This window comes from Kitasatospora sp. NPDC001664, from assembly GCF_053596675.1.
This window is the reverse complement of record NZ_JBSFGS010000001.1, coordinates 1-20,347: the sequence shown is the minus strand read 5'-3', so window position 1 is coordinate 20,347 and position 20,347 is coordinate 1. Positions and strand designations below refer to the sequence as shown.

At 74.1% G+C, this 20,347-nt stretch carries 22 protein-coding genes and 1 pseudogene; 12 read left to right on the top strand and 11 right to left on the bottom strand.

Going from position 1 to position 20,347, the window contains the following annotated elements; genetic code table 11:
* Nucleotides 1-59 precede the first annotated feature (59 nt).
* The 9 genes from ACWCYY_RS00115 to ACWCYY_RS00075 all read right to left on the bottom strand — a co-directional run bounded on the left by ACWCYY_RS00115 (nucleotide 60) and on the right by ACWCYY_RS00075 (nucleotide 7,739).
* On the bottom strand, nucleotides 60-2,072 hold the full coding sequence (locus ACWCYY_RS00115) for a sensor histidine kinase (RefSeq protein ID WP_449794596.1): 2,013 nt from the start codon (nucleotides 2,070-2,072) through the stop codon (nucleotides 60-62).
* Between the two features lie 140 nt (nucleotides 2,073-2,212).
* Entirely contained in the window at nucleotides 2,213-2,884 is a 672-nt protein-coding gene (locus ACWCYY_RS00110) for a response regulator (protein ID WP_449794595.1), read from the bottom strand.
* 74 nt (nucleotides 2,885-2,958) lie between these two features.
* On the bottom strand, nucleotides 2,959-4,071 hold the full coding sequence (locus ACWCYY_RS00105; protein ID WP_449794594.1) for an NAD(P)-dependent alcohol dehydrogenase: 1,113 nt from the start codon (nucleotides 4,069-4,071) through the stop codon (nucleotides 2,959-2,961).
* Nucleotides 4,072-4,074: 3 nt separating this feature from the next.
* On the bottom strand, nucleotides 4,075-4,608 hold the full coding sequence (locus ACWCYY_RS00100; RefSeq protein WP_380150533.1) for a VOC family protein: 534 nt from the start codon (nucleotides 4,606-4,608) through the stop codon (nucleotides 4,075-4,077).
* Nucleotides 4,605-4,997, bottom strand: a complete 393-nt coding sequence (locus ACWCYY_RS00095; RefSeq protein WP_449794593.1) for a hypothetical protein — start codon at nucleotides 4,995-4,997, stop codon at nucleotides 4,605-4,607. Before ACWCYY_RS00095 ends, ACWCYY_RS00100 begins: the two co-directional genes overlap by 4 nt.
* Nucleotides 4,994-5,323: a hypothetical protein gene (locus tag ACWCYY_RS00090; protein ID WP_449794592.1), complete on the bottom strand. Its 330-nt coding sequence runs from the start codon at nucleotides 5,321-5,323 to the stop codon at nucleotides 4,994-4,996. The genes ACWCYY_RS00095 and ACWCYY_RS00090 overlap by 4 nt, the downstream gene beginning before the upstream one ends.
* Before the next feature lie 114 nt (nucleotides 5,324-5,437).
* A complete protein-coding gene (locus tag ACWCYY_RS00085) occupies nucleotides 5,438-5,836 on the bottom strand; it encodes a hypothetical protein (RefSeq protein WP_449794591.1) in 399 nt (132 codons plus the stop codon).
* The gene (locus ACWCYY_RS00080; RefSeq protein WP_345279285.1) at nucleotides 5,833-6,582 is read right to left on the bottom strand and encodes a cupin domain-containing protein; all 750 of its coding nucleotides are present in this window, start codon (nucleotides 6,580-6,582) and stop codon (nucleotides 5,833-5,835) included. The genes ACWCYY_RS00085 and ACWCYY_RS00080 overlap by 4 nt, the downstream gene beginning before the upstream one ends.
* Nucleotides 6,567-7,739 carry a sedoheptulose 7-phosphate cyclase gene (locus ACWCYY_RS00075; RefSeq protein ID WP_449794590.1) on the bottom strand — a complete coding sequence of 391 codons (1,173 nt, stop codon included), beginning with the start codon at nucleotides 7,737-7,739 and terminating at the stop codon, nucleotides 6,567-6,569. Before ACWCYY_RS00075 ends, ACWCYY_RS00080 begins: the two co-directional genes overlap by 16 nt.
* A 188-nt stretch (nucleotides 7,740-7,927) precedes the next feature.
* Between ACWCYY_RS00075 and ACWCYY_RS00070 the strand changes: the two are divergent.
* The 8 genes and pseudogenes from ACWCYY_RS00070 to ACWCYY_RS00035 all read left to right on the top strand — a co-directional run.
* Nucleotides 7,928-8,551: pseudogene (locus ACWCYY_RS00070) on the top strand (phosphoribosyltransferase); the annotation flags it as partial.
* Between the two features lie 224 nt (nucleotides 8,552-8,775).
* On the top strand, nucleotides 8,776-9,912 hold the full coding sequence (gene hppD, locus ACWCYY_RS00065; RefSeq protein WP_380150549.1) for a 4-hydroxyphenylpyruvate dioxygenase: 1,137 nt from the start codon (nucleotides 8,776-8,778) through the stop codon (nucleotides 9,910-9,912).
* A 24-nt stretch (nucleotides 9,913-9,936) separates the two neighbouring features.
* Nucleotides 9,937-11,133 (top strand): homogentisate 1,2-dioxygenase, encoded by a 1,197-nt coding sequence (locus tag ACWCYY_RS00060; protein WP_345279291.1) that lies wholly within the window; start codon nucleotides 9,937-9,939, stop codon nucleotides 11,131-11,133.
* Nucleotides 11,130-11,894, top strand: coding sequence for a hypothetical protein (locus ACWCYY_RS00055; RefSeq protein WP_449794589.1), 765 nt, complete (start codon nucleotides 11,130-11,132; stop codon nucleotides 11,892-11,894). Before ACWCYY_RS00060 ends, ACWCYY_RS00055 begins: the two co-directional genes overlap by 4 nt.
* Nucleotides 11,891-13,102 (top strand): fumarylacetoacetase, encoded by a 1,212-nt coding sequence (gene fahA / locus ACWCYY_RS00050; RefSeq protein ID WP_449794588.1) that lies wholly within the window; start codon nucleotides 11,891-11,893, stop codon nucleotides 13,100-13,102. The genes ACWCYY_RS00055 and fahA overlap by 4 nt, the downstream gene beginning before the upstream one ends.
* Before the next feature lie 116 nt (nucleotides 13,103-13,218).
* On the top strand, nucleotides 13,219-14,262 hold the full coding sequence (locus ACWCYY_RS00045) for an enoyl-CoA hydratase/isomerase family protein (RefSeq protein ID WP_449794587.1): 1,044 nt from the start codon (nucleotides 13,219-13,221) through the stop codon (nucleotides 14,260-14,262).
* Nucleotides 14,263-14,366: 104 nt separating this feature from the next.
* On the top strand, nucleotides 14,367-15,197 hold the full coding sequence (locus ACWCYY_RS00040) for a hypothetical protein (RefSeq protein ID WP_449794586.1): 831 nt from the start codon (nucleotides 14,367-14,369) through the stop codon (nucleotides 15,195-15,197).
* Between the two features lie 113 nt (nucleotides 15,198-15,310).
* On the top strand, nucleotides 15,311-16,087 hold the full coding sequence (locus ACWCYY_RS00035) for an enoyl-CoA hydratase (protein WP_345279301.1): 777 nt from the start codon (nucleotides 15,311-15,313) through the stop codon (nucleotides 16,085-16,087).
* Between the two features lie 52 nt (nucleotides 16,088-16,139).
* Here the strand turns inward: ACWCYY_RS00035 and ACWCYY_RS00030 are convergent, their stop codons facing one another.
* Nucleotides 16,140-16,754 (bottom strand): HdeD family acid-resistance protein, encoded by a 615-nt coding sequence (locus ACWCYY_RS00030; protein ID WP_345279303.1) that lies wholly within the window; start codon nucleotides 16,752-16,754, stop codon nucleotides 16,140-16,142.
* Between the two features lie 186 nt (nucleotides 16,755-16,940).
* Here ACWCYY_RS00030 and ACWCYY_RS00025 point away from each other — a divergent pair, with 186 nt between their 5' ends.
* Nucleotides 16,941-18,707, top strand: a complete 1,767-nt coding sequence (locus tag ACWCYY_RS00025; protein WP_449794585.1) for an NAD-binding protein — start codon at nucleotides 16,941-16,943, stop codon at nucleotides 18,705-18,707.
* Between the two features lie 10 nt (nucleotides 18,708-18,717).
* Here the strand turns inward: ACWCYY_RS00025 and ACWCYY_RS00020 are convergent, their stop codons facing one another.
* Nucleotides 18,718-19,047, bottom strand: coding sequence for an antibiotic biosynthesis monooxygenase family protein (locus tag ACWCYY_RS00020; RefSeq protein WP_449794584.1), 330 nt, complete (start codon nucleotides 19,045-19,047; stop codon nucleotides 18,718-18,720).
* Between the two features lie 134 nt (nucleotides 19,048-19,181).
* On the opposite strand from ACWCYY_RS00020, the gene ACWCYY_RS00015 reads away from it, so the two are divergent.
* The 3 genes from ACWCYY_RS00015 (at nucleotide 19,182) to ACWCYY_RS00005 (ending at nucleotide 20,208) form a co-directional block, all read left to right on the top strand.
* Nucleotides 19,182-19,439: a Prokaryotic metallothionein gene (locus ACWCYY_RS00015; RefSeq protein WP_345279311.1), complete on the top strand. Its 258-nt coding sequence runs from the start codon at nucleotides 19,182-19,184 to the stop codon at nucleotides 19,437-19,439.
* Nucleotides 19,440-19,558: 119 nt separating this feature from the next.
* The gene (locus tag ACWCYY_RS00010; RefSeq protein ID WP_449794583.1) at nucleotides 19,559-19,894 is read left to right on the top strand and encodes a hypothetical protein; all 336 of its coding nucleotides are present in this window, start codon (nucleotides 19,559-19,561) and stop codon (nucleotides 19,892-19,894) included.
* Nucleotides 19,888-20,208: a hypothetical protein gene (locus ACWCYY_RS00005; protein WP_449794582.1), complete on the top strand. Its 321-nt coding sequence runs from the start codon at nucleotides 19,888-19,890 to the stop codon at nucleotides 20,206-20,208. Before ACWCYY_RS00010 ends, ACWCYY_RS00005 begins: the two co-directional genes overlap by 7 nt.
* Nucleotides 20,209-20,347 lie beyond the last annotated feature (139 nt).

The window sequence follows — 20,347 nt, the reverse complement described above, 5'->3', positions numbered from 1 at the left end:
CGGTCCCGTCCGCATGGGCCGCTGGTCCCCGCGAGGTCCCGGAAGCCCGCCGGGAGCGCTCAGACCTGGGCCCGCGGGAAGACCGCGCGGACCCGGGCGCCGCCGGAGTCGTTCACGGCCGTGAAGGTGCCGCCCAGCTCCTCGGCCCGCTCGGCCATCGACCGCAGGCCGACCCCGGCGATCGAGTGGTGGGCCGGGAATCCCGCGCCGTCGTCCGCCGCCTCGACGGTGACCTCCTCGGGGCCGACCCGCAGGCTGAGCCGGACCGAGGAGGCCCCGGAGTGGCGCACCACGTTGTTCAGCGCCTCACCGCTGATCCGGTAGAGCGCCACCTCGACGGCGGCCGGCAGCGGTGGCAGCGGGTCCGGATCCAGGTCCAGGGTGACCCGCAGGGCGCGGTGGCCCAGCCCGTCGGCCAGCCCGCGCAGCGCCCCGGACAGGCCCTCGCCGTCCAGCGCGGCGGGCGCCAACCCGTCGGTGATCCGGCGCAGTTCGGTGATCGCACCGCCGATCCCGGCTGAGGCGGCGGTGAGCGAGTCGGCCACCGTCGAGCCGGGCGGCACACCGGTCTGCGCCGCGTCCACCTGGAGCCGCAGGCCGGAGAGCGCCGGGCCGAGCCCGTCGTGCAGGTCGTGCCGCAGCCGCCGCCGCTCCTCCTCCCGGGCCAGTACGATCCGCTTGCGGCTGTCCTGGAGGTCCTCGTACAGGCCGATCGCGGCGATCGAGGGCGAGGCCTGGTCGGCCAGCAGCCGGAGCACCTCGCGGTCCTGCCGGTCCAGCTCGCGCTGGCCCGAGCGCGGAGAGACCGTCAACTGCCCGATCACCGCGCCCTCGTAGCTCAGCGGGAAGCTCTCGGCGGACGGGCCGGGGCTCCCCAGCCGGGCCAGCTCACGCGCCCCGGCCCTGGTCTCCACCTGGACCAGGGCCCCGGGCAGGCCGAGCGCCTCCACCACCGTCCGGCAGAGCAGCGGCGGCGCCTCGGCGGGGCTGACGGTGTGGCTCATCCGCTCGGCCAGACCGCGCGCCAGCTGGTAGGGCTGGGCCCGCTCGCCGTAGTAGTAGCGGTCGACCAGCCGGGTCATGGAGTGGGCCGCCGGCTGGAGCAGGGCGCCGAGCGCGCCGACGCTGATCAGCAGGGCCCAGCGGGCACCGGCCGAGCCGCCGGGCAGCAGCAGCTGGGCCAGCACGGCGGCGGCCGTGACCACCACGAAGAGCAGCGTGCCGAAGGCGTACCCGACCAGGTAGCGGCGGGTGGCCCGGTCCAGGGCGAGCGAGTGGTCCCGCCGGAAGGCGGCGGCCGGCACCAGGGCCCAGGCCACCACCCCGGCCAGGAAGGTGGCGTACACCAGCCAGTCGGCCTGGAAGTCGACGTAGTACGGGACGGTGACCAGCACGTTCCACAGCAGGTAGGCGGCGACCAGCTCGCGCTGGAAGGGCTGCGGCCCGGGCGAGCGGTACCAGCGGACGGCCGCGACCAGCAGCGTCAGGCAGGTGGCGCCGAGCAGCACGTGGTACGAGACCGCCAGGGTGAACCAGGAGTCCAGCCAGGCGTACAGGGAGCTCTCGGCGTACGGGTTGGTCCGGCCGTAGACGGTGGGGTTCAGGCAGACGTTGACCATCCCGATCGGCAGGGCCAGCAGCAGCACGCCCGGCAGCGCCCACCGCGCGCGGGCGGGCAGGCGCATGCCCGGCAGCCAGAGCGGCAGCGCGATCAGCAGTGCCATGAAGCAGACCTGGGAGGCGAAGGCCACCGAGGTCGAGGCCCACACGGCGGCCGGCCCGGCCTCGGCCAGCCCGGTCACCAGCTCGGCGGCCGCCCCGGCCGGGATCAGCAGCCCGGAGAGCAGCAGCATGACGCCGAGGCCGACGGCGTTGCGGTTGAGCACCAGCGCCACGCCGCAGAGCGCCAGGGTGAGCCCGAAGGCGACCCAGCCGCCGTCGTAGAAGTACTGCTGGTCGAAGCCCAGCCCGGGGTTGGCGATGGCCAGCCCCGCCCAGAGCAGGGCCGCCAGGAGGGCCAGCCCGGACACCGCGAGGGCCCGGGCGGTGCTGGTGCTCTGAGGTTCGCTCATCGGCTGTGCTCCTCGCCCGTGACCCACGTGGGGCTGCCCATGCTCCCCCGTCCGCTGTCCCGGTCGCACGGGCCGCTGGTCCCGTCCCGGCCCCGACATCCGGTGGTCACACCGGGGGCGCGAGGCTCTGCTGATCGGGCTCAGTCGTCGCCCAGGCCCATGTCCCGGGCCCGGGCCACGGCCTCGGCCCGGGTGGCCACGTGGAGCTTCTCGAAGATGTGGGTGACGTGGTTGCGCACGGTCTTCTCGGCCACCACCAGCTCGCGCGCGATCCGGCGGTTGTCCAGGCCCTTGGCGACCAGGTTGAGCACCTCGGCCTCGCGGGCGGTCAGGGTCGGGAAGAGCTGCCCGGCCTCGCGCAGCTTGGTGCCGGCCAGCAGGGCGGTGATCCGGGCGGCGATGTCGGAGCCGAAGACCGCGCCGCCCGCCGCGACGGTGCGCACCGCGTGCAGCACCTCGTCCCGCCCCGCGCCCTTGACCAGGTAGCCCCGGGCTCCGGCCTGGAGGGCGGCCAGCAGGCTGCCGTCGTCGTCGGCCATGGTCAGCATCAGCACCGGAGCGGTCGGGGTCTGGGCGGCCAGCAGCCGGGCCGCCTCCAGTCCGGAGCCGTCCGGCAGCGAGAGGTCGAGCACCACCACGTCGGGCAGCAGGTCGGCCACCGCCCCGGGGACGGCGGCCACCGTCTCGGCCTCGCCCACCACCTCGATGCCCTCGGCGCTCTGCAGGGCGGCCTTCAGCCCCTCCCGGAAGAGGGGGTGGTCATCGACGATCAGTACACGCACGGCACCGGTGTCCCTCTGCTGCTCATCCACCCGGCCGACACTACCAGTGGTGAATGTATGACTTAGCGTGACATGCTGGCGGGCCGGCCCGGGTTGACGGCGCGTCAGCCCATCACCAGCACCGGCTTGACCACCTCGCCGCCCGCCGCGGCGGCCGCGGCCCGCTCGACCTCCGCGAACGGGAAGGCCCGCACCAGCCGGTCCACCGGCAGCCGGCCGGCCCGGAACAGCTCCACCAGCGCGGGCAGGAATCGCCCGGGCAGGCTCGCGCCCTGGTTGACGCCGACGATCCTCGGCGTGCGGTCCAGCAGGACCGCCGCGTCCAGGGCCAGCTCGCTCCCCCGGGGCGGGGCGCCCACCACCGCGCAGGTGCCACCGGCCGCCAGCGCGCCGACCGCCTGCCCGAGCACGGCCGGCTGCCCGCTGGTCTCCAGGGCGTACCCGGCGCCCCGGCCGCCGGTCAGCTCGCGCACGGCCGCCACCGGGTCCCCGGCGGTGGCGTCCACCACGGCGGTGGCGCCCAGCTCGCGGGCCAGCGCCAGCCGCTCCGGCCGGACGTCCACCGCGACCAGCCCGGTGGCCGGGGTGAGCCGGGCCGCCAGCAGGGCGGCCAGCCCGACCGCCCCGGCGCCGAACACCACCAGGGTCGAACCCGGCTCCGGGCGCAGCACGTTGAGCACCGCCCCGGCCCCGGTCTGCACCCCGCAGCCGAACGGCGCCAGCAGCTCCGGCGGCAGGCCGCCGGGCACCGGGATCGCGTTCCGCTCCGTCACCAGCGAGTGGGTGGCGAAGGAGGACTGGCCGAAGAAGTGCCCGTGCAGCGGCGAGCCGTCGGCCGCCCGCAGGGTCGGGCTGCCGTCCGCGCGGGCCCCGCCGAACAGGTTGAGCCGGGGCCAGTGCTCGCAGCGGACCGGCCGCCCCGTGCGGCAGTCGGGGCACCGCCCGCAGGAGGTGAAGGTCAGCACCACCGGCTGGCCGGGCCGCAGGCCCGTCACCGCGCTCCCGACCCGCCGCACGGTGCCGGCCCCTTCGTGGCCGAGCACGGCCGGCAGCGGGCCGGGGGTGTGCCCGGCCCGGACGCTCAGGTCGGTGTGGCAGATCCCGGCGGCGGCCACCTCGACCAGCACCTCGTCCGGCCGCGGCTCGTCCAGCAGGACGGGTTCGAGCCGGAAGGGCTCCCCGGGGCCGCGGACCACCGCGGCGGTGGCGCTGATCATCGGTCAACTCCAGTCGGTGTCGGGGTGGTAGAGCCGGGCGGTGGTGGTCCGCTCGTACGGCAGGCCGCGCGGCAGGTCGATCAGCTCCAGCTGGAGGCCCCAGGGGGCGCGGAAGTAGACCCAGCGGTCGCCGTCGATCGGGCCGCCCTCGGCGACCGTCTCCGGTTCGCCGAGCACCTCCACGCCGTTGGCCCGGAGGTACGCGGCGGCGGCGTCCACGTCGGCCACCGCGATGGCCAGGTGGTGGCCGCCCCAGTCGCTGTTGCGCGGGAGCTCGCGACGCTGGCCCGGGGCCTCGTACTGGAAGAGTTCGAGGTTGCCGACCGGGCCCAGGCGCAGCATCGCGATGTGCGCCACCGCCCTCGGATGGACGCCGAGTTGACGCTCCATCCAGTCCCCGTCCGGGTCCTGGACCGGGCCGGTGCGGTAGACCAGCTCGGCGCCGAGCAGCCCGGTGAAGAAGGTCACGGCCTCCTCCAGGTCGGGGACGGTGTAGGCGACGTGGTGGACGGCGCGGGCGCCGGGGAGGGCGGTCACGGCCGGACGGCCTTCCGCAGCCGCGGGTGGCGCCGGGGCCGCCGGGCCGCGCCGAGCGTCAGGCAGAGCAGCTCGGCGCCGAGCGGGCCGGCCCGCAGGGTGAGGTCCTGGCCGGCCGGGACCAGCAGCAGGTCGCCGGTGTCGGCCAGGTGGTGGGCCTCGCCGGGGTGCTGGTCCGCGAGGACCGGGCCGCGCAGTACGAACCAGGCGGTCTCGGTCTCCCGGCGGCCGGTCCGCGCGTGGGTGGCGCCGGGGCTGAGCCGCAGGTGCTCGAAGGACTCGCAGTCGGCCCGGACCAGGTCGCGGCGGGCCAGGGTGGAGACCCGGGTGCGCTCGCTGCCGGGGCCGACCACGGTCATCGCCGAGGCGGAGGCGGTGGTGACGATCATCGGGGTTCATCTCCCGGGTCGGTGGGGACCGCGAGCACGGCGTGGAAGTACTCCAGGCCGGACTCGCCGGCGGTGAGGGCGAGCCGGCCGCCCAGCGGCAGCGTGACGGCGGTGCCCTCGGCGAGCGGCACCTCGGTCTCCTCGGTGGCGGCCTCACCACCGCCGGCGGTGACGTAGATCGTGTGCTCGACCCCGTCGGAGGTGAGCTCGACGCTCTCGCCGGGGTCGAGCCAGGAGAGCCCGACGCCGCGCAGCGGTCCGGTGAGCACCCGACCGGGGTCGACGGCGCGGCCCCGGCGGAGGGCGGTGATCGCGGTGCTGGTCATCTCGGACGCTCCTTGCTCGGTCTCGATGCTTCGACAATGTCCCGCCCGCTGTCCCGGGCGGCAGGGCGCGGGGTCCCGTTCCGGCCCTGCCGTGGCCCCGGGAGGCGGTGTCGGTCAGCCCTCGCGGACCAGCAAGTCGGGCTTGCGGGCCGGGAGTTGGCCGCTCACGGCGGCCGGGGTGAGGGTCAGGCAGAGCAGCTCGGCGCCCAGTGGGCCGCCGTGCAGGTGGACCCGGCCGCCCTCGGGGGCGAGCAGCAGGTCCCCCTCGGTCAGGGTGCGCAGCGGCTGCTCGGGGCAGTCCAGCAGCGCGACCGGGCCGCGCAGCACGTACCAGGCGGCCTCGGTGCCGCCCCGGCCGGTGAGGTCGAAGCAGGCGCCGGGGCTGAGCCGGACGTGGTCGACGGCCTCGGTCTCGCTGTGCAGCATGCCCCGGCGGGCCAGGCAGCGGGTGCGGACCCGCTGGGTGCCGGGGCCCAGGTGCACGGCGGCGTGCGCGGTGTCGCTGACGATCATTCGGGTTCGCCTCCGGTGGCGGGCGGTGCCACGAGCAGCACCGCGTGGACGTACTCCAGCCCGTCCGGCCCGGCGGTGAGGGCCGCCGAGCTGCCGAGCGGGAGGGTGACGGAGCGTCCGGGCTCCATCGGGACCCGGACGTCCCCGGCGGCGGCCCGGCCGCGGCCGGCCGTCACGAAGACGGTGTGCTCGACGCCGTCGGCCACCAGCTCGGCCCGGGCGCCCGGCGCGAGCCGGACCACCTCCAGGCGGACCAGCGGCCCGGTGAGCACCACCCCGGGGTCGATCGGGCCGACCCGGCGGAGGTTGGTGACCACCGCGTGCCGCATGATCGGCGTGCGGGGGCGGGGCAGGTGGGCGGGGTGCCGGTCGGGCAGTCGGCCGGGGTGCGGTGCGGGCATTTCGATCACCAGCCAGTCCAGCGCTTCGGCCCCGGTGTTGCGCAGGCCGTGCGTGGTGCCGAGCCCGGTGAGGATGACGTCACCGGCCTCGACGGGATGGGGGTGGCCGTCGAGCGTGACTTCGCCGCGGCCGGTGAGGAGGACGTAGACCTCCTCGGTCCTGGTGTGCAGGTGCTCCCCGCTGACCCCGCCCGGCGGCAGGCTGGCCCACTCGACGGCCTCCCAGCCGCCGTGCAGGCCGGGCCGGCGGGCCAGGCAGGTCCAGTGGGTGAGCCCGTGGGTGCCGTGCACACCGTGCACGTCGGCCGGCCCCCGGGTGTCGGCCACGATCACCGCGCTGCGCATGCCAGCTCCTCCAACTCGGCGGCGGCCGCGGCGATCTCGTCGGCCGTGACGTCGTCGGCGAAGCAGCCGGCCCCGATGCCGACCGGGAGCGGGAAGCGCTGCCGGCCGTCGCGGTGCCGGACGGTGTCGGCCAGCGCGTCGGCCAGCGTCGCGGCGTCCAGCAGCCGGTGCCAGAGCGGCAGCCGCAGCTTGCGCATGACCGTCAGCACCCGGTCCCGCTCGGTCCGTTCGACCAGTCCCCTCCGCTGGGCGAGCACGGTGGTGAGCGCCATGTCGAGGCAGACCGCCTCGCCGTGCAGCAGCTCGGGCAGCGCGCGCATCTCGACGGTGGGGCTGAACGAGTGCCCGTAGTCCATCGAGCGCTCCAGGCGGTGCTCCCAGAGGTTGGGCTGGAGCTCCTGGAGCATCCCGTGCACCGCCCGCACCAGCACCTCCCCGCCGGGGGTCGGGCCCTGGAAGCGCTGCTCGATCAGCTGCTCGCCGGTGCGGTCCAGCAGCTCGAAGAGCCGCTTGTCCTTGATCAGCGCGACCTTGAGCACCTCGGCCAGCCCGTTGCTCAGGTGCCGCTGGTCCAGGGTGGCCAGGAAGGCCGGGTCGAGCAGGGTGACCGCCGCCGGGTGGTAGGTGCCGAGCCGGTTCTTGTGCGGGCCGAAGTTGACCCCGGTCTTGGCGCCGACGCCGGCGTCCACCAGGCCGATCAGGGTGGTGGGCACCCGGACGAAGGGGGTGGAGCGCCGGTAGAGGCTGCAGGCCAGGCCGACCACGTCCATCAGCACGCCGCCGCCCATCGCGATCACCGGCTCGTGCCGGCGGGAGACGCCGAAGCGGTCCATCTGCTCCGCGACCAGGAAGACCGAGTCCATGGTCTTCACCTGCTCGTGGGCCGGCAGCACGCAGAGCGCGGCCGTCAGGCCCCGGGCCTCGAAGTAGGCGCGGATCCGGTCCCCGTACAGCCGGTGCACGGTCTCCTCCACCACCACCAGACGCCGTCCGGCGGGCGCCCCGGCATGGGCCAGCGCGGGGTTGGCCGGGCCGAGGATCTGCGGGGTGAAGGCCACCTGGTAGGTGACGGGGAGCGCGGTGCTGACCGTCCAGGCGCTGATCGGCTCGCCGGTGGTGAACAGGCCGTGCGCGGGGGTGTTGGTCTTGGCGGCCACGGGTGGGCCTCCCTCGGTGCGTACTGGATTCGGAGCTCCAAGGTCTCCGGCCTGCCGTCCCGGACGCACGGGCGCTGCGCCTCCACCCTGTCCCGGAGCCCGGCCCCCGTCGTCCCGGAATCCGGCCCCCGTTGTCCCGGCCGGTGCCCGGGACCGGCGGACGTACGGTGGGAGGAGGAGGCGGGACCGTGCACTTCACCGACCGCAGGGACGCCGGGCGCCGGCTGGCCGCCGCGCTGGGGCCGCGCCCGGGTGCGGTGGTGGCCGGGCTGCCGCGCGGCGGGGTGCCGGTGGCCGCCGAGGTGGCCGCCGCGTTGGGGGCCGCGCTGGACGTCTGTGTGGTGCGCAAGCTCGGGGTGCCCTGGCAGCCGGAGCTGGCGATGGGCGCGGTCGGCGAGGACGGCGCCCTGGTGCTGGACCAACAGGTGCTCCGCGCCGCCCGGGTGACGCCGGATCAGCTCGCCGCCGTGGAGCGGGCCGAGCGCGCCGAGCTGGCCCGCCGGGCCGCCCGCTACCGGGGCGGCCGCCCGCCGCTGCCGCTGGCCGGACGCACCGTGGTCGTGGTGGACGACGGCCTGGCCACCGGCTCCACCGCCCGGGCGGCCTGCCGGACGCTCCGTCAGCGCGGCGCCGCCCTCCTGGTGTTGGCCGTCCCGGTGGCCCCGGCCGGCTGGCGGGCCGAGCTGGCCGGGGAGGCGGACGAACTGGTCTGCCCGTACGAACCGGAGCGCTTCGGGGCCGTCGGCGCGTTCTACGCGGACTTCGGCCAGACCTCGGACCGGGAGGTGCTGGAGATCCTGGCAAGGGGAGCCTGACCGACCACCACTGGGCAATCTGTCCAGCCGTACCGGCCGACCCCTGCCCACCTTGTACACACTGTGCAGCCCACGGGCGACCTGTTGCCCAACCGACCGGACGGGAGCAAGCTCAGCGCACCGCATGCCTCGACGTGGAGGAACCACCCATGACCACCAACGCCGTTGAACTGACCCCCGAGGAGCTGGAGGCCGGGCTCGACGCGGAGCAGCTGCGCCGCCTGGTGGGTCTGGTCGAGCACGACGCCGCCGGTGACCCCTTCCCGGTGACCGCCCAGGACGCGGTCGTCTTCGTGGTGGGCAACGCCACCCAGACGGCGCAGTTCTACCAGGCCGTGTTCGGCATGGAGCTGGTCGCCTACTCCGGCCCGGAGACCGGCCGCCGCGACCGCAAGGCCTACGTGCTGCGCTCCGGCTCCTGCCGCTTCGTCATCAAGGGCGGCGTCTCCCCGGAGAGCCCGCTGCTGGACCACCACCGCCGCCACGGCGACGGCGTGGTCGACCTGGCCCTCGAGGTCCCGGACGTGGACAAGTGCATCGCGCACGCCCGCGCCACCGGCGCCACCGTGCTGGAGGAGCCGAACGACGTCTCGGACGAGAACGGCACCGTGCGCCGCGCCGCCATCGCCACCTACGGCGAGACCCGGCACACCCTGATCGACCGCTCCCGCTACCAGGGCCCGTACCTGCCCGGCTTCGTCGCCGCGCAGACCCGGGTGCAGCGCCCGGAGGGGCACCCCAAGCGCCTGTTCCAGGCCCTGGACCACGCGGTGGGCAACGTCGAGCTCGGCAAGATGGACGAGTGGGTGGCGTTCTACAACCGGGTCATGGGCTTCGAGAACATGGCCGAGTTCGTCGGCGACGACATCGCCACCGAGTACTCCGCCCTGATGAGCAAGGTGGTCGCCAGCGGCAACCACCGGGTGAAGTTCCCGCTGAACGAGCCGGCCATCGCCAAGAAGAAGTCCCAGATCGACGAGTACCTGGAGTTCTACGGCGGCCCGGGCTGCCAGCACCTGGCGCTGGCCACCAACGACATCCTGACCACCGTGGACATCCTGCGCGCCAACGGCGTCGAGTTCCTCTCCACCCCGGACTCGTACTACGACGACCCGGAGCTGCGCGAGCGCATCGGCAAGGTGCGCGTCCCGGTCGAGGAGCTCAAGAAGCGCGGCATCCTGGTCGATCGTGACGAGGACGGCTACCTGCTGCAGATCTTCACCAAGCCGCAGGGCGACCGGCCGACGGTGTTCTTCGAGTTCATCGAGCGGCACGGTTCGCTGGGCTTCGGGAAGGGCAACTTCAAGGCGCTCTTCGAGTCCCTGGAGCGCGAGCAGGACAAGCGCGGAAACCTCTGAGACCGGCCCAGGAGGAGCAGGACGATGGCGCACTACCGGCAGCTCGGCAGCATCCCGCCGAAGCGGCACACCCAGCACCGCACACCCGAAGGGGCGCTCTACTACGAGGAGTTGATGGGTGAGGAGGGGTTCTCCTCGGACTCCTCGCTGCTGTACCACAAGGGCATCCCGTCCGCGATCCTGGACGCCGCCCCGTGGGACCTGCCGAGCCAGTCGACCGTGCCCAACCTGCCCCTCCTGCCCCGGCACCTGAAGCTCCACGAGCTCTTCCCGGGCGAGGAGTGGAAGGACGTCGACGCCGTCGCCGGGCGCCGCCTGGTGCTCGGCAACGGCGACGTCCGCCTCTCCTACGTGGCGGCCGGCGCGCCGAGCGAGCTGTACCGCAACGGGCTCGGCGACGAGTGCGTCTACGTGGAGTCGGGCACCGGCGTGCTGGAGACGGTGTTCGGCTCGCTGGAGGTCGGCGAGGGGGACTACGTCATCATCCCCCGTGCCACCACGCACCGTTGGGTCCCCACCGGGGACGCCCCGCTGCGCGCCTACTGCATCGAGGCGAACAGCCACATCACCCCGCCCAAGCGCTACCTCTCGCGCTTCGGCCAGCTGCTGGAGCACGCCCCGTACTGCGAGCGCGACCTGCGCGGCCCGGTCGGCCCGCTGCTGGCCGAGCACGACGGCCCGGTGGACGTGCTGGTCAAGCACCGCGGCCCGCAGGGCGTGGTGGGCACCCGCTACACCGTGCCGCACCACCCCTTCGACGTGGTCGGCTGGGACGGCTGCCTCTACCCGTACGCGCTGAACATCAGGGACTACGAGCCGATCACCGGCCGGATCCACCAGCCGCCGCCGTCCCACCAGGTCTTCGAGGGCAACAACTTCGTGATCTGCAACTTCGTGCCGCGCAAGGTGGACTACCACCCGCTCTCCATCCCGGTGCCGTACTACCACGCCAACGTGGACAGCGACGAGGTGATGTTCTACTGCGGCGGCAACTACGAGGCCCGCAAGGGCTCGGGGATCGGCCAGGGCTCGATCTCGCTGCACCCGGGCGGCCACACCCACGGACCGCAGCCGGGCGCGTACGAGCGCTCGATCGGCGCGGAGTTCTTCGACGAGCTGGCGGTCATGGTGGACACCTTCCGCCCGCTGGAGCTCGGCGAGGGCGGTACCGCGACCGACGACGGCAAGTACGCCTGGAGCTGGTCGGGGGGCCGCAAGTGACGGTGCCCGCGCTGTTCCGAGGACTCTTCGACGACGCGTCGGTCTTCCCGCCGGGAGACCTTCCGCTGGGCGAGGCGGTGCCCGCACACCACGGGCTCCGCCTGGCCTGGTACGCCGAGGCCGTCGGCCCGTTCCTGTGCGGGGCGGGCCGGGCCGGCGAACTGGCCGCGCTGCGGCCGGACTTCCCCGTCGCCCTGGTGCTGGCGCCGGGCACCGAGCGCTTCACCCCGGTGCCCGGGCTCGACGTCGTCGGCGTCGAGGTGGCCGCCGCCGAGCTGCCCTCGGGGCTGCCCGAGGGCGTCGTCGCCGCGCTCGAACTCCCCTACGGGGACCTGCTGTTCAAGCAGCTCGACCAGCTGGTGGGCACCCGGCACCGGGCCAAGTTCCGCACCGGCGGGCTGGCCGCCGAGGCCTTCCCGACCGAGGCCCAGCTGGCCGCCTTCCTGGCCGGCTGCGCCGAGCGCGGCATCCCGTACAAGCTCACCGCCGGGCTGCACAACGCCGTCCGGCACACCGACCCGGAGACCGGCTTCGAGCACCACGGCTTCCTCAACGTGCTGCTCGCCGCCGCCGACCCGGACCATGCCGCCGACCACCTCGCCGAGCGGTCGGGGGGCCGCCTCGCCGAGGTGGTACGGCAGTTGACGGACACCCAGATCGCCACCGCCCGACGGTCGTTCACCGCCTTCGGCACCTGCTCCATCGCCGAGCCGCTCGCCGACCTGGCCGAGCTCGGCCTGCTCACCCGGGAGAAGTCTTGACCAGCTGGCTCGCCTCCGCGCAGGACTCGCCGTTCGGCCTGCACAACCTGCCGTACGGGGTCTTCTCGACCGCCGAGGAGCCCGGCCGCCGCCGGATCGGCGTGGCCGTCGGCGACTTCGTGCTGGACGCCGGCGCCGCCGCCCGGGCCGCCGGGGACCCGTCGGTACTGCTGGACGCCGACACGCTCAACCCGCTGCTGGCGGCCGGGCGTCCGGCCTGGACCGAGGTCCGGGCCGCGCTCACCCGCTGGCTGAGCGAGGAGTCCTACCGCGCGGCGCTCTCCCCGCACCTGTACCCGGCGGCGGAGGTCACCCTCCACCTGCCGTTCGAGGTGGCCGACTACGTCGACTTCTACGCCTCCGAGCACCACGCCACCAACCTGGGCAAGATCTTCCGCCCCGGCACCGAGCCGCTCACCCCCAACTGGAAGCACCTGCCGATCGGTTACCACGGCCGCTCCGGCTCGATCGTGGTCTCCGGCACCGAGGTGGTCCGCCCGCACGGCCAGCGCAAGGCCCCCACCGACGAGCTGCCGTCCTTCGGCCCGAGCCGCCGCCTGGACATCGAGGCCGAGGTGGCCTTCGTGGTCGGCGCCGGCTCCGAGCTCGGCAAGCCGGTCTCCCAGGCCGACTTCCGCGAGCACGTCTTCGGCGTCTGCCTGCTCAACGACTGGTCCTCGCGCGACCTCCAGGCCTGGGAGTACGTGCCGCTCGGCCCCTTCCTCGGCAAGTCCTTCGCCACCTCGCTCTCCCCGTGGGTGGTCCCGCTGGACGCCCTGGAGGCGGCCCGGGTCGCCCCGCCGGCCCGGACCTTCGAGCTGCTCCCCTACCTGGCCGACCGGGAGGACGAGCCCTGGGGCCTGGACATCTCCCTGACGGTCCGTCTGAACGGTCAGGTGATCTCCCGCCCGCCGTTCGCCGGGATGTACTGGACCGCCGCCCAGATGCTGGCCCACATGACCGTCAACGGCGCCTCGGTCCGCCCCGGTGACCTGTTCGCCTCCGGCACCGTCTCCGGCCCGGAGCCGGAGACCCGCGGCGCCCTGATCGAGCTCACCTGGAACGGCCAGGAGCCCGTCAAGCTCGACGACGGCACCACCCGCAGCTACCTGGAGGACGGCGACACCGTCACCATCACCGCCACCGCCCCGGGCCCCGACGGCACCGTGATCTCCTTCGGCGAGGTCACCGGCCGCATCGTCCCGTAGCACCTCCGCCACGGCCCCCGTCCGGTCTTCCGGGCGGGGGCCGTGGCATGTGCACGGGCCTGCGATGATCCATGGGGCGACCGGAACGACGACGACGAACGGAGAGTGCGCTCCACATGGCGACGACGACGGATGTGCTGATGGCCCGGGACGGCCGGGCCGGGCGGATCATGCTGAACCGGCCCCGGGCGCTCAACGCGCTCACCCACCAGATGCTGCTAGCGGTCCGCGACAGGCTGACCGAGTGGGCCCAGGACGACGCGGTGGAGACCGTGGTGCTGACCGGGGCGGGCGGCCGCGGGCTGTGCGCCGGGGCGGACATCCGCGCGCTGCACGACGACGCCAAGCTCGGCGGTGCCGGGGCCCGGGCCTTCTTCCGGGACGAGTACCTGACCAACCACCTGATCTCCCGTTACCCCAAGCCCTACGTGGCGGTGATGGACGGGATCACCATGGGCGGCGGGGTCGGCCTCTCCGTGCACGGCAGCGTCCGGGTGGTCAGCGAGCGCACCACGGTGGCCATGCCGGAGACCAGGATCGGCCTGGTGCCGGACGTCGGCGGCAGCCTGCTGCTGGCCCGCGCCCCCGGCGAGCTCGGCACCCACCTGGCCCTCACCGCCGCCTCGATGGGCCCCGGCGACGCCCTGCTCTGCGGCTTCGCCGACCACTTCGTGCCGGGCGCGGCGCTCTCCTCCTTCAGCGCCGCCCTCGCCGAGGTCACCCCCGCCGAGGCGCTGGCCGCCCACGCCGCCGAGGCCCCGGCCGCCGAACTGGCCGCCCAGCGCGAGTGGATCGACCGCTGCTACGCCGCCGGCACGGTGGAGGAGGTGCTGGAGCGCCTGGACGCCGAGGGCACCGCCGAGGCCAAGGAGGCGGCCGAGCAGATCCGGGCCAAGTCCCCCACCATGCTCAAGGTCACCCTGGCCGCGCTGCGCCGCGCCCGCGCCCACCGCTCGCTGGCCGAGACCCTCGACCAGGAGTACCGGATCTCCTGCACCGCCCTCACCACCCCCGACCTGGTCGAGGGCATCCGCGCCCAGGTGGTCGACAAGGACCGCAACCCGCGGTGGAGCCCCGCCACCCTCGACGGGGTGACGGACGCTCAGGTCGACGCCTTCTTCGCCCCGCGCCCCGGCGACGAGCTCGGCCTGGCCGGCTGACGGCACCGGCGCGCCCGCCCGGCGCAGCGGTGCGTTGCGCCGGGCGGCGGCCCGGTCTTGACTGGGGGTGTGTACACGTCCCGTCCCGCCGGGGAGGCCGCCGCATGAGTTCGGGTCACGCGATGCCGGGCAAGGCCGACTTCGCCGCCGCGTACGCGGGGCCTGACCCGCGCGGGTACTTCCGGGCGCTGGCCCCGTACGAGTACCTGACGCCGCACCACGCCCAGCGGGTCTTCCGGCTGCTGACCGCCGCCCGGGCGCCCCGGGCGGTGGTGGACCTGTGCTGCTCGTACGGGGTGAACGCGGCGCTGCTCAACCACCAGCTGACCCTGGCCGAGCTCTACCACCGCTACACCGACCCGGCCCTGGACTCCCTCTCGGCCGAGGAACTCACCCTGCGGGACCGGCAGTTCTACGCCGCCCGGCGGCGGCCCGAGGCGGTGCCGGTGATCGGCGTGGACGTGGCCACCGGCCCGGTCGACCACGCCCGGCGGGCCGGGCTGCTGGACGCCGCCTTCGCGGAGAACCTGGAGCGGGCCGCGCCCTCCCCCGCGCTGCGCGCGCTGCTGGCCGACGTCGGTCTGGTGACGGTGACCGGCGGCGTCGGCTACGTCTCCGAGCGCAGCTTCGACCACCTGCTGGCCTGCACCGCCTCCCCACCCTGGGTGGCGGCCTTCGCGCTGCGGGCGGTGCCGTACGGGCCGGTGGCCGAGGTGCTGGCGGAGTACGGCCTGGTCACCGAGCGGGCCGCCGGGACCTTCCCGCAGCGCCGCTTCACCGGGCCCGAGGAGCGGGAGGGGGCGCTGCGGGCGGCGGTGGAGGCGGGCCTGGACCCGGCCGGGCTGGAGGAGGAGGGCTGGTACCACGCGGCGCTGTACGTCTCCCGGCCGGCCGCGCAGGTGACGGCCCGTCCGCTGGCCACCCTGCTGCGCTGAACCGCCCGCCTGACACGTGATCATCGTCTCGGATCGCGAGACTGGTGTGCGGCGCCCTTCTTCGGGATGGTTGTCCCCGGAGACCCGCAGGCGTACCGAGGGAGTCAACGAGGATGACCGAGTACCAGACGATCCTGGTGGAGCAGAAGGGGCGGGTCGGGCTGATCACGCTCAACCGCCCGGAGGCGCTGAACGCGCTGAACAACCAGCTGATGCGGGAGGTGGTGGCCGCCGCCACCGCCTTCGACCGGGACCCGGAGATCGGCTGCACCGTGATCACCGGCTCGGAGAAGGCCTTCGCCGCCGGGGCGGACATCAAGGAGATGCAGGGCAACGCGTTCCCCGCGGTCTACCTGGAGGACTGGCTGGGCCCCTGGGACGAGCTGGGCCGGCTGCGCAAGCCGGTGATCGCCGCCGTCGCGGGCTACGCGCTGGGCGGCGGCTGCGAGTTGGCGATGCTCTGTGACGTGCTGATCGCGGCCGACACCGCGAAGTTCGGCCAGCCGGAGATCAAGCTCGGCGTCATCCCCGGCATCGGCGGCTCGCAGCGGCTCACCCGGGCGATCGGCAAGGCCAAGGCGATGGACCTCTGCCTCACCGGCCGGATGATGGGCGCCGAAGAGGCCGAGCGGGCCGGGCTGGTGGCCCGGATCGTTCCGGCCGCCGACCTGCTCACCGAGGCGCTGGCCACCGCCGAGACGATCGCGGCGATGTCCACCACCGCCTCCGTGATGATGAAGGAGAGCGTGAACCGGGTCTTCGAGACCACCCTCGCCGAGGGCGTGCGCTTCGAACGCCGCCTGTTCCACGCCCTGTTCGCCACCGCGGACCAGAAGGAGGGGATGGCCGCCTTCGCCGAGAAGCGCAAGCCGTCCTTCGAGAACCGCTGACCGCACGGGACCCCCGGCCACCGCGGCCGGGGGTCCCGTTGGTCCGACGCCCTCAGACGCCCGCCGGGATCTCCTTGGAGCGGCGGCGGACCTGGAGCGCGGTGACGATCTCCATCACACCGAGCACCAGCAGCCACACCCCCGCCAGCACGGTCAGGGCCGCCACCGAGTGCACCGGCCAGACCATCAGCAGCACGCCCGCCAGGGTGTTGAGCACGCCGCCGAAGACCTGCCAGCCGCGGGCCGGCATCCGGGGGTCGGAGGCGGTGGCCGCGAGCTGGGTGATGCCGCGGAACAGCCAGCCGATCCCGATCCAGATCCCCAGCAGCGCCAGCGACTGCACCGCGCTGCGGAAGCAGAGCAGCCCCAGCAGCAGGCAGAGCGCCCCGCTGACGAACGCCAGCACCCGCAGCGCCGTGGTGGCGTGCGTGCCGAAGGCGGCGACCAGCTGCACCACGCCGATCACCACCAGGTAGAGCCCGAACAGCACCCCCACCACCCACAGGGTCTGCTTGGGCCAGACGAAGACGATCACACCGAGCGCCAGCGAGACGACGCCGGCTGCGAGCAGCACCTGCCAGGCCATCTTGGCCAGCCGCTGGATCGGGCCCTCGAAGCCGGGGTGCTCCTCGTCGGGGATCGGGGTGGGGCGGTAGACCTCGTTCACGGCGCGGCTCCTGACGGGCAGTGGTGTCGATCGTCCCCACTCTGCCGCTCCCCGGGGCGGTGCGCCGTACGGGAACGGCCGTTCGGGGGACGGCCATCGGACCGCCATCCGGTGGACACCTCGCTGGTTATGATCGGGTCGGGGGCCGCACCACTGGGCCGGAGCGGGACGAGGTCGGGGGGCCGGTTGAGTCACTACCTGGTGTGCGGCGGCAACGCGCTCGCCCACCGTCTGATCCGCGAGCTGATCGAGCACTACGACGTCCCGGTGGTCGCACTGGTCCCGGACCTGACGAAGGACCACGGACCGCGGATCAGCCAGATCCCCGGGCTGGCCGCGGTGCACGAGTACGCCGCCATCTCGGCCGAGACCCTGCGCGCCTGCGGGGTGGCGGACGCCAACGGGATCGCCCTGGTGGACGGCACCGACCAGGGCAACATCCACGCCGCGATGGCCGCCGAGGGTCTCAACCCCGGGATCCGGATCGTGCTGCGGATGTACAACCAGCGGCTCGGCCAGCACATCGAACGGCTGCTGCCCAACTGCACCTCGCTCTCCGGCTCCGCCACCGCCGCCCCGGCCTTCGCCGACGGCGCCCTGGAGCGGCCCAACTCGGTCCAGGTCAACGGCCGTTACCTCTACGTCGCGTACGACGAGGAGATCCACGAGAACCAGCTCACCGTGGTCGCCGACCGGATCGACCCGCAGGACCTGAGCCGGCTGCGGCTGCTGCCCGACACCGCCGGACGGGCCGCTGAGTTCATCGAGCTGGCCCGCCGCTTCGGCGACGAGGGCCAGGGCGGGCCGCCACCCGAGCGGGCCGAGCGCGAGCCCGGCGGGATCGCCGCGCTCCAGGCGCTGAACACCCCGCCGCGGCAGCGCACCCCCTGGTGGCGCAGGCTGCGCTGGCGGGTGCTGGACGCCCTGCGGTTCTTCACCAGCGCCCGGCTGCGGCTGCTGCTCACCGTGGCGCTGGGGGCGGTACTGCTGGGCGGGGCGGTGATCTGGTGGTCCACCGGCCACCTCGGCTGGGCCCTCTACTACACCCTGCTGGACGTGGCCGGGGCCGCCAACCCCGACCGGCCGGGCGACTCCCCCGGCGACGGCAGCGGCCCCTGGGCCCGGGCCGCCCAGGTGATCGTCACCTTCTGCGGCATCACCTTCGCACCCCTGGCCACCGCCATCGCGGTGGAGGCCCTGGCCACCGGCCGGCGCGGCCTGCCCCGCAGCCCCGGAGCCGGGCTGCGCGACCACGTGGTGGTGGTCGGGCTGAACAACCTTGGCACCCGGGTGGCCGGGATGCTCCGGGAGACCGGGGTGCCGGTGGTCTGCGTGGAGCGCGACCCGCAGTCCCAGGGCGTGGCCGCGATGCGGGCACTCGGCGTGCCGGTGCTGCTCGGTGACGCCCCCTTGGACGGACAGCTGCGCCGGGCCCGGGTCCAGCACGCCCGGGCGGTGGTCTCGGTGACCAGGGACGACGCCGCCAACCTGGAGGCGGCCCTGGAGGCCCGGGCGATCCACCCCGAGATCCGCATCGTGGTCCGGCTCTTCGACGACGAGTTCGCCCACCACGTCTACGCCACCCTCGGGAACGTGGTCTCCCGCTCCGTCTCCTACCTCTCCGCCCCCGGCTTCGCCGCTGCCCTGATGGGGCGTGAGGTGGTCGGCACCCTCTCGGTCTTCCGGCACGTGCTGCTGCTCGCCGAGCTGACCGCCGAGGGCGGCGAGAACGGGGTGGGCTCCAGCCTGCTCGGGCGGACGGTCTGGGAGCTGGAGGAGGCCGGCGGGGTCCGGGTGGTCGCGGTCCGGCTGGCCCGCCGGCCCGGAGTGGTGTTCTGGAACTTCGCCGACCGCGGCCACCGGTTGCAGGCCGGCGACCGGGTGCTGGTCGCCGCGACCCGCAGCGGCCTGGCCCGGCTCAGCCCGCCGCCGCCCGTCCCGCCCGAGGAGTAGCCCCTAGCTCTCACCGCTGCTGGGCCGTCAACTCGGCGGCCAGCGGCAGGTGTTCGAAGTGCGACACGGACGGCGGGTGCTCCAGGAAGCCGAACTCCCCCTCCGCCCAGACCGGCCTGATCCGCCACATCGTCCCCGCGTAGGCCCGCAGTGCCGCCTCGTCCCGCCAGCGCGTCACCACCAGCACCCGGTGGTCCAGCTCGGAGACCGACCTCATCAGCTCCGCCCCCTCGAAGCCGTCGGTCCCGTCCAGCGCCGGGATCACCACCTCGGCCAGCCTGGTGCAGAACTCGTCCCTGCGGCGCGGGACCACCTGCGCCTCCCAGATCCGGACGATCATCGCCACCACCTCCGGTAACCCCTCCATTCTCCGTTCGGCCGCCCGAGCTTGCCGCCCCTGGTGCCCGGTTCGACAGTGGAAGCGCGCGGCCGAGCCCGGCCGGGCGCCTTCCCCATCGGAGACGGAGCAATCCCATGGCAGTCTGCGTGGTCTGCGGCAACGACTACTGGCTGGCCTTCGAGATCAGGACGATCACCGGAGACAGCTACACCTTCGACAGCTTCGAGTGCGCGATGGAGAAGCTGGCGCCCCGCTGCGAGTACTGCCAGGTGCGGATCGTCGGCCACGGCGTCGAGGTCTCCGGCAAGTTCTTCTGCTGCGCCAACTGCGCCCGCCGCGACGGCGGCCTCGGCGAGCAGATCCGCGACGCGGTGGGCGCCCACCCGGCCTGACGGCCGGCACCCCCGACCCCCGCCGAACGACGGGTGCTCTCCGGCATTCGGCCGTGCGAGGATTCCCGCATCGCACACGAAGCATCACCCTCGGTCACCAGTGAACATGTGGGAGCGCCATGAGAACCTCTTCCGCCGCCCTCGGAAAGCGCCTGGGGAAGGCACTGCTGGCGGCCGCACTGGCGTCACCACTCCTCGTGCTGGCCCCCGCAACCACCGCGTCGGCCGACCCCGGCTTCTGCGGGGTCAGGGTGGCCGGGCCGACCCCGATCAACGGCGGTGACGTCCCGTACTTCGCCTACCGCGTGCACAACAAGTGCGGCAGCGCCCACAACTTCAAGGTGTACATCCCGGAGAGCGGCCGGTCGACGTTCTGCGAAAGCATCGACCCGTACGGGGACCGCACCTATGTCTACGCGGGCAGCTCCACCTCGTGGGAGGTCCGTTCATGCTGAACACCAGCCGCAGGTTCGCCGCCGCGGGCATGAGCATCGCAGCACTCGCCCTCTCCCTCACCGTGGCCGGCCCGGCCACCACGGCCTCCGCGGACCCCGGATTCTGCGGTGTCCGCGCCGGGGTGAGCGGAGGCAGCGGCCCGGCGGACGTCATCTACACGGTCCAGAACCGCTGCAGTTCCACGCACAGCTTCAAGGTCTACCTACCGGCCCCCGGCCGGACCAGCCAGTGCCAGAGCGCACCCCCTGGTGGGTACGCGTACTTCCTGTTCTCGTACGCCGACCGGGACTGGCAGGTCCTTGCCTGCTCCTGACCGAACCGGATGCGCCGGCGGCCCGGAGCCCCGGCGCATCCACGGGCCTAGGCCGTTTCTTTCGGATCATCGGATCGTTGGATCTGATGTGTCGTTGACTGATGCCCAGTGGGCGCGGATCGAGCCGTTGCTGCCGGAC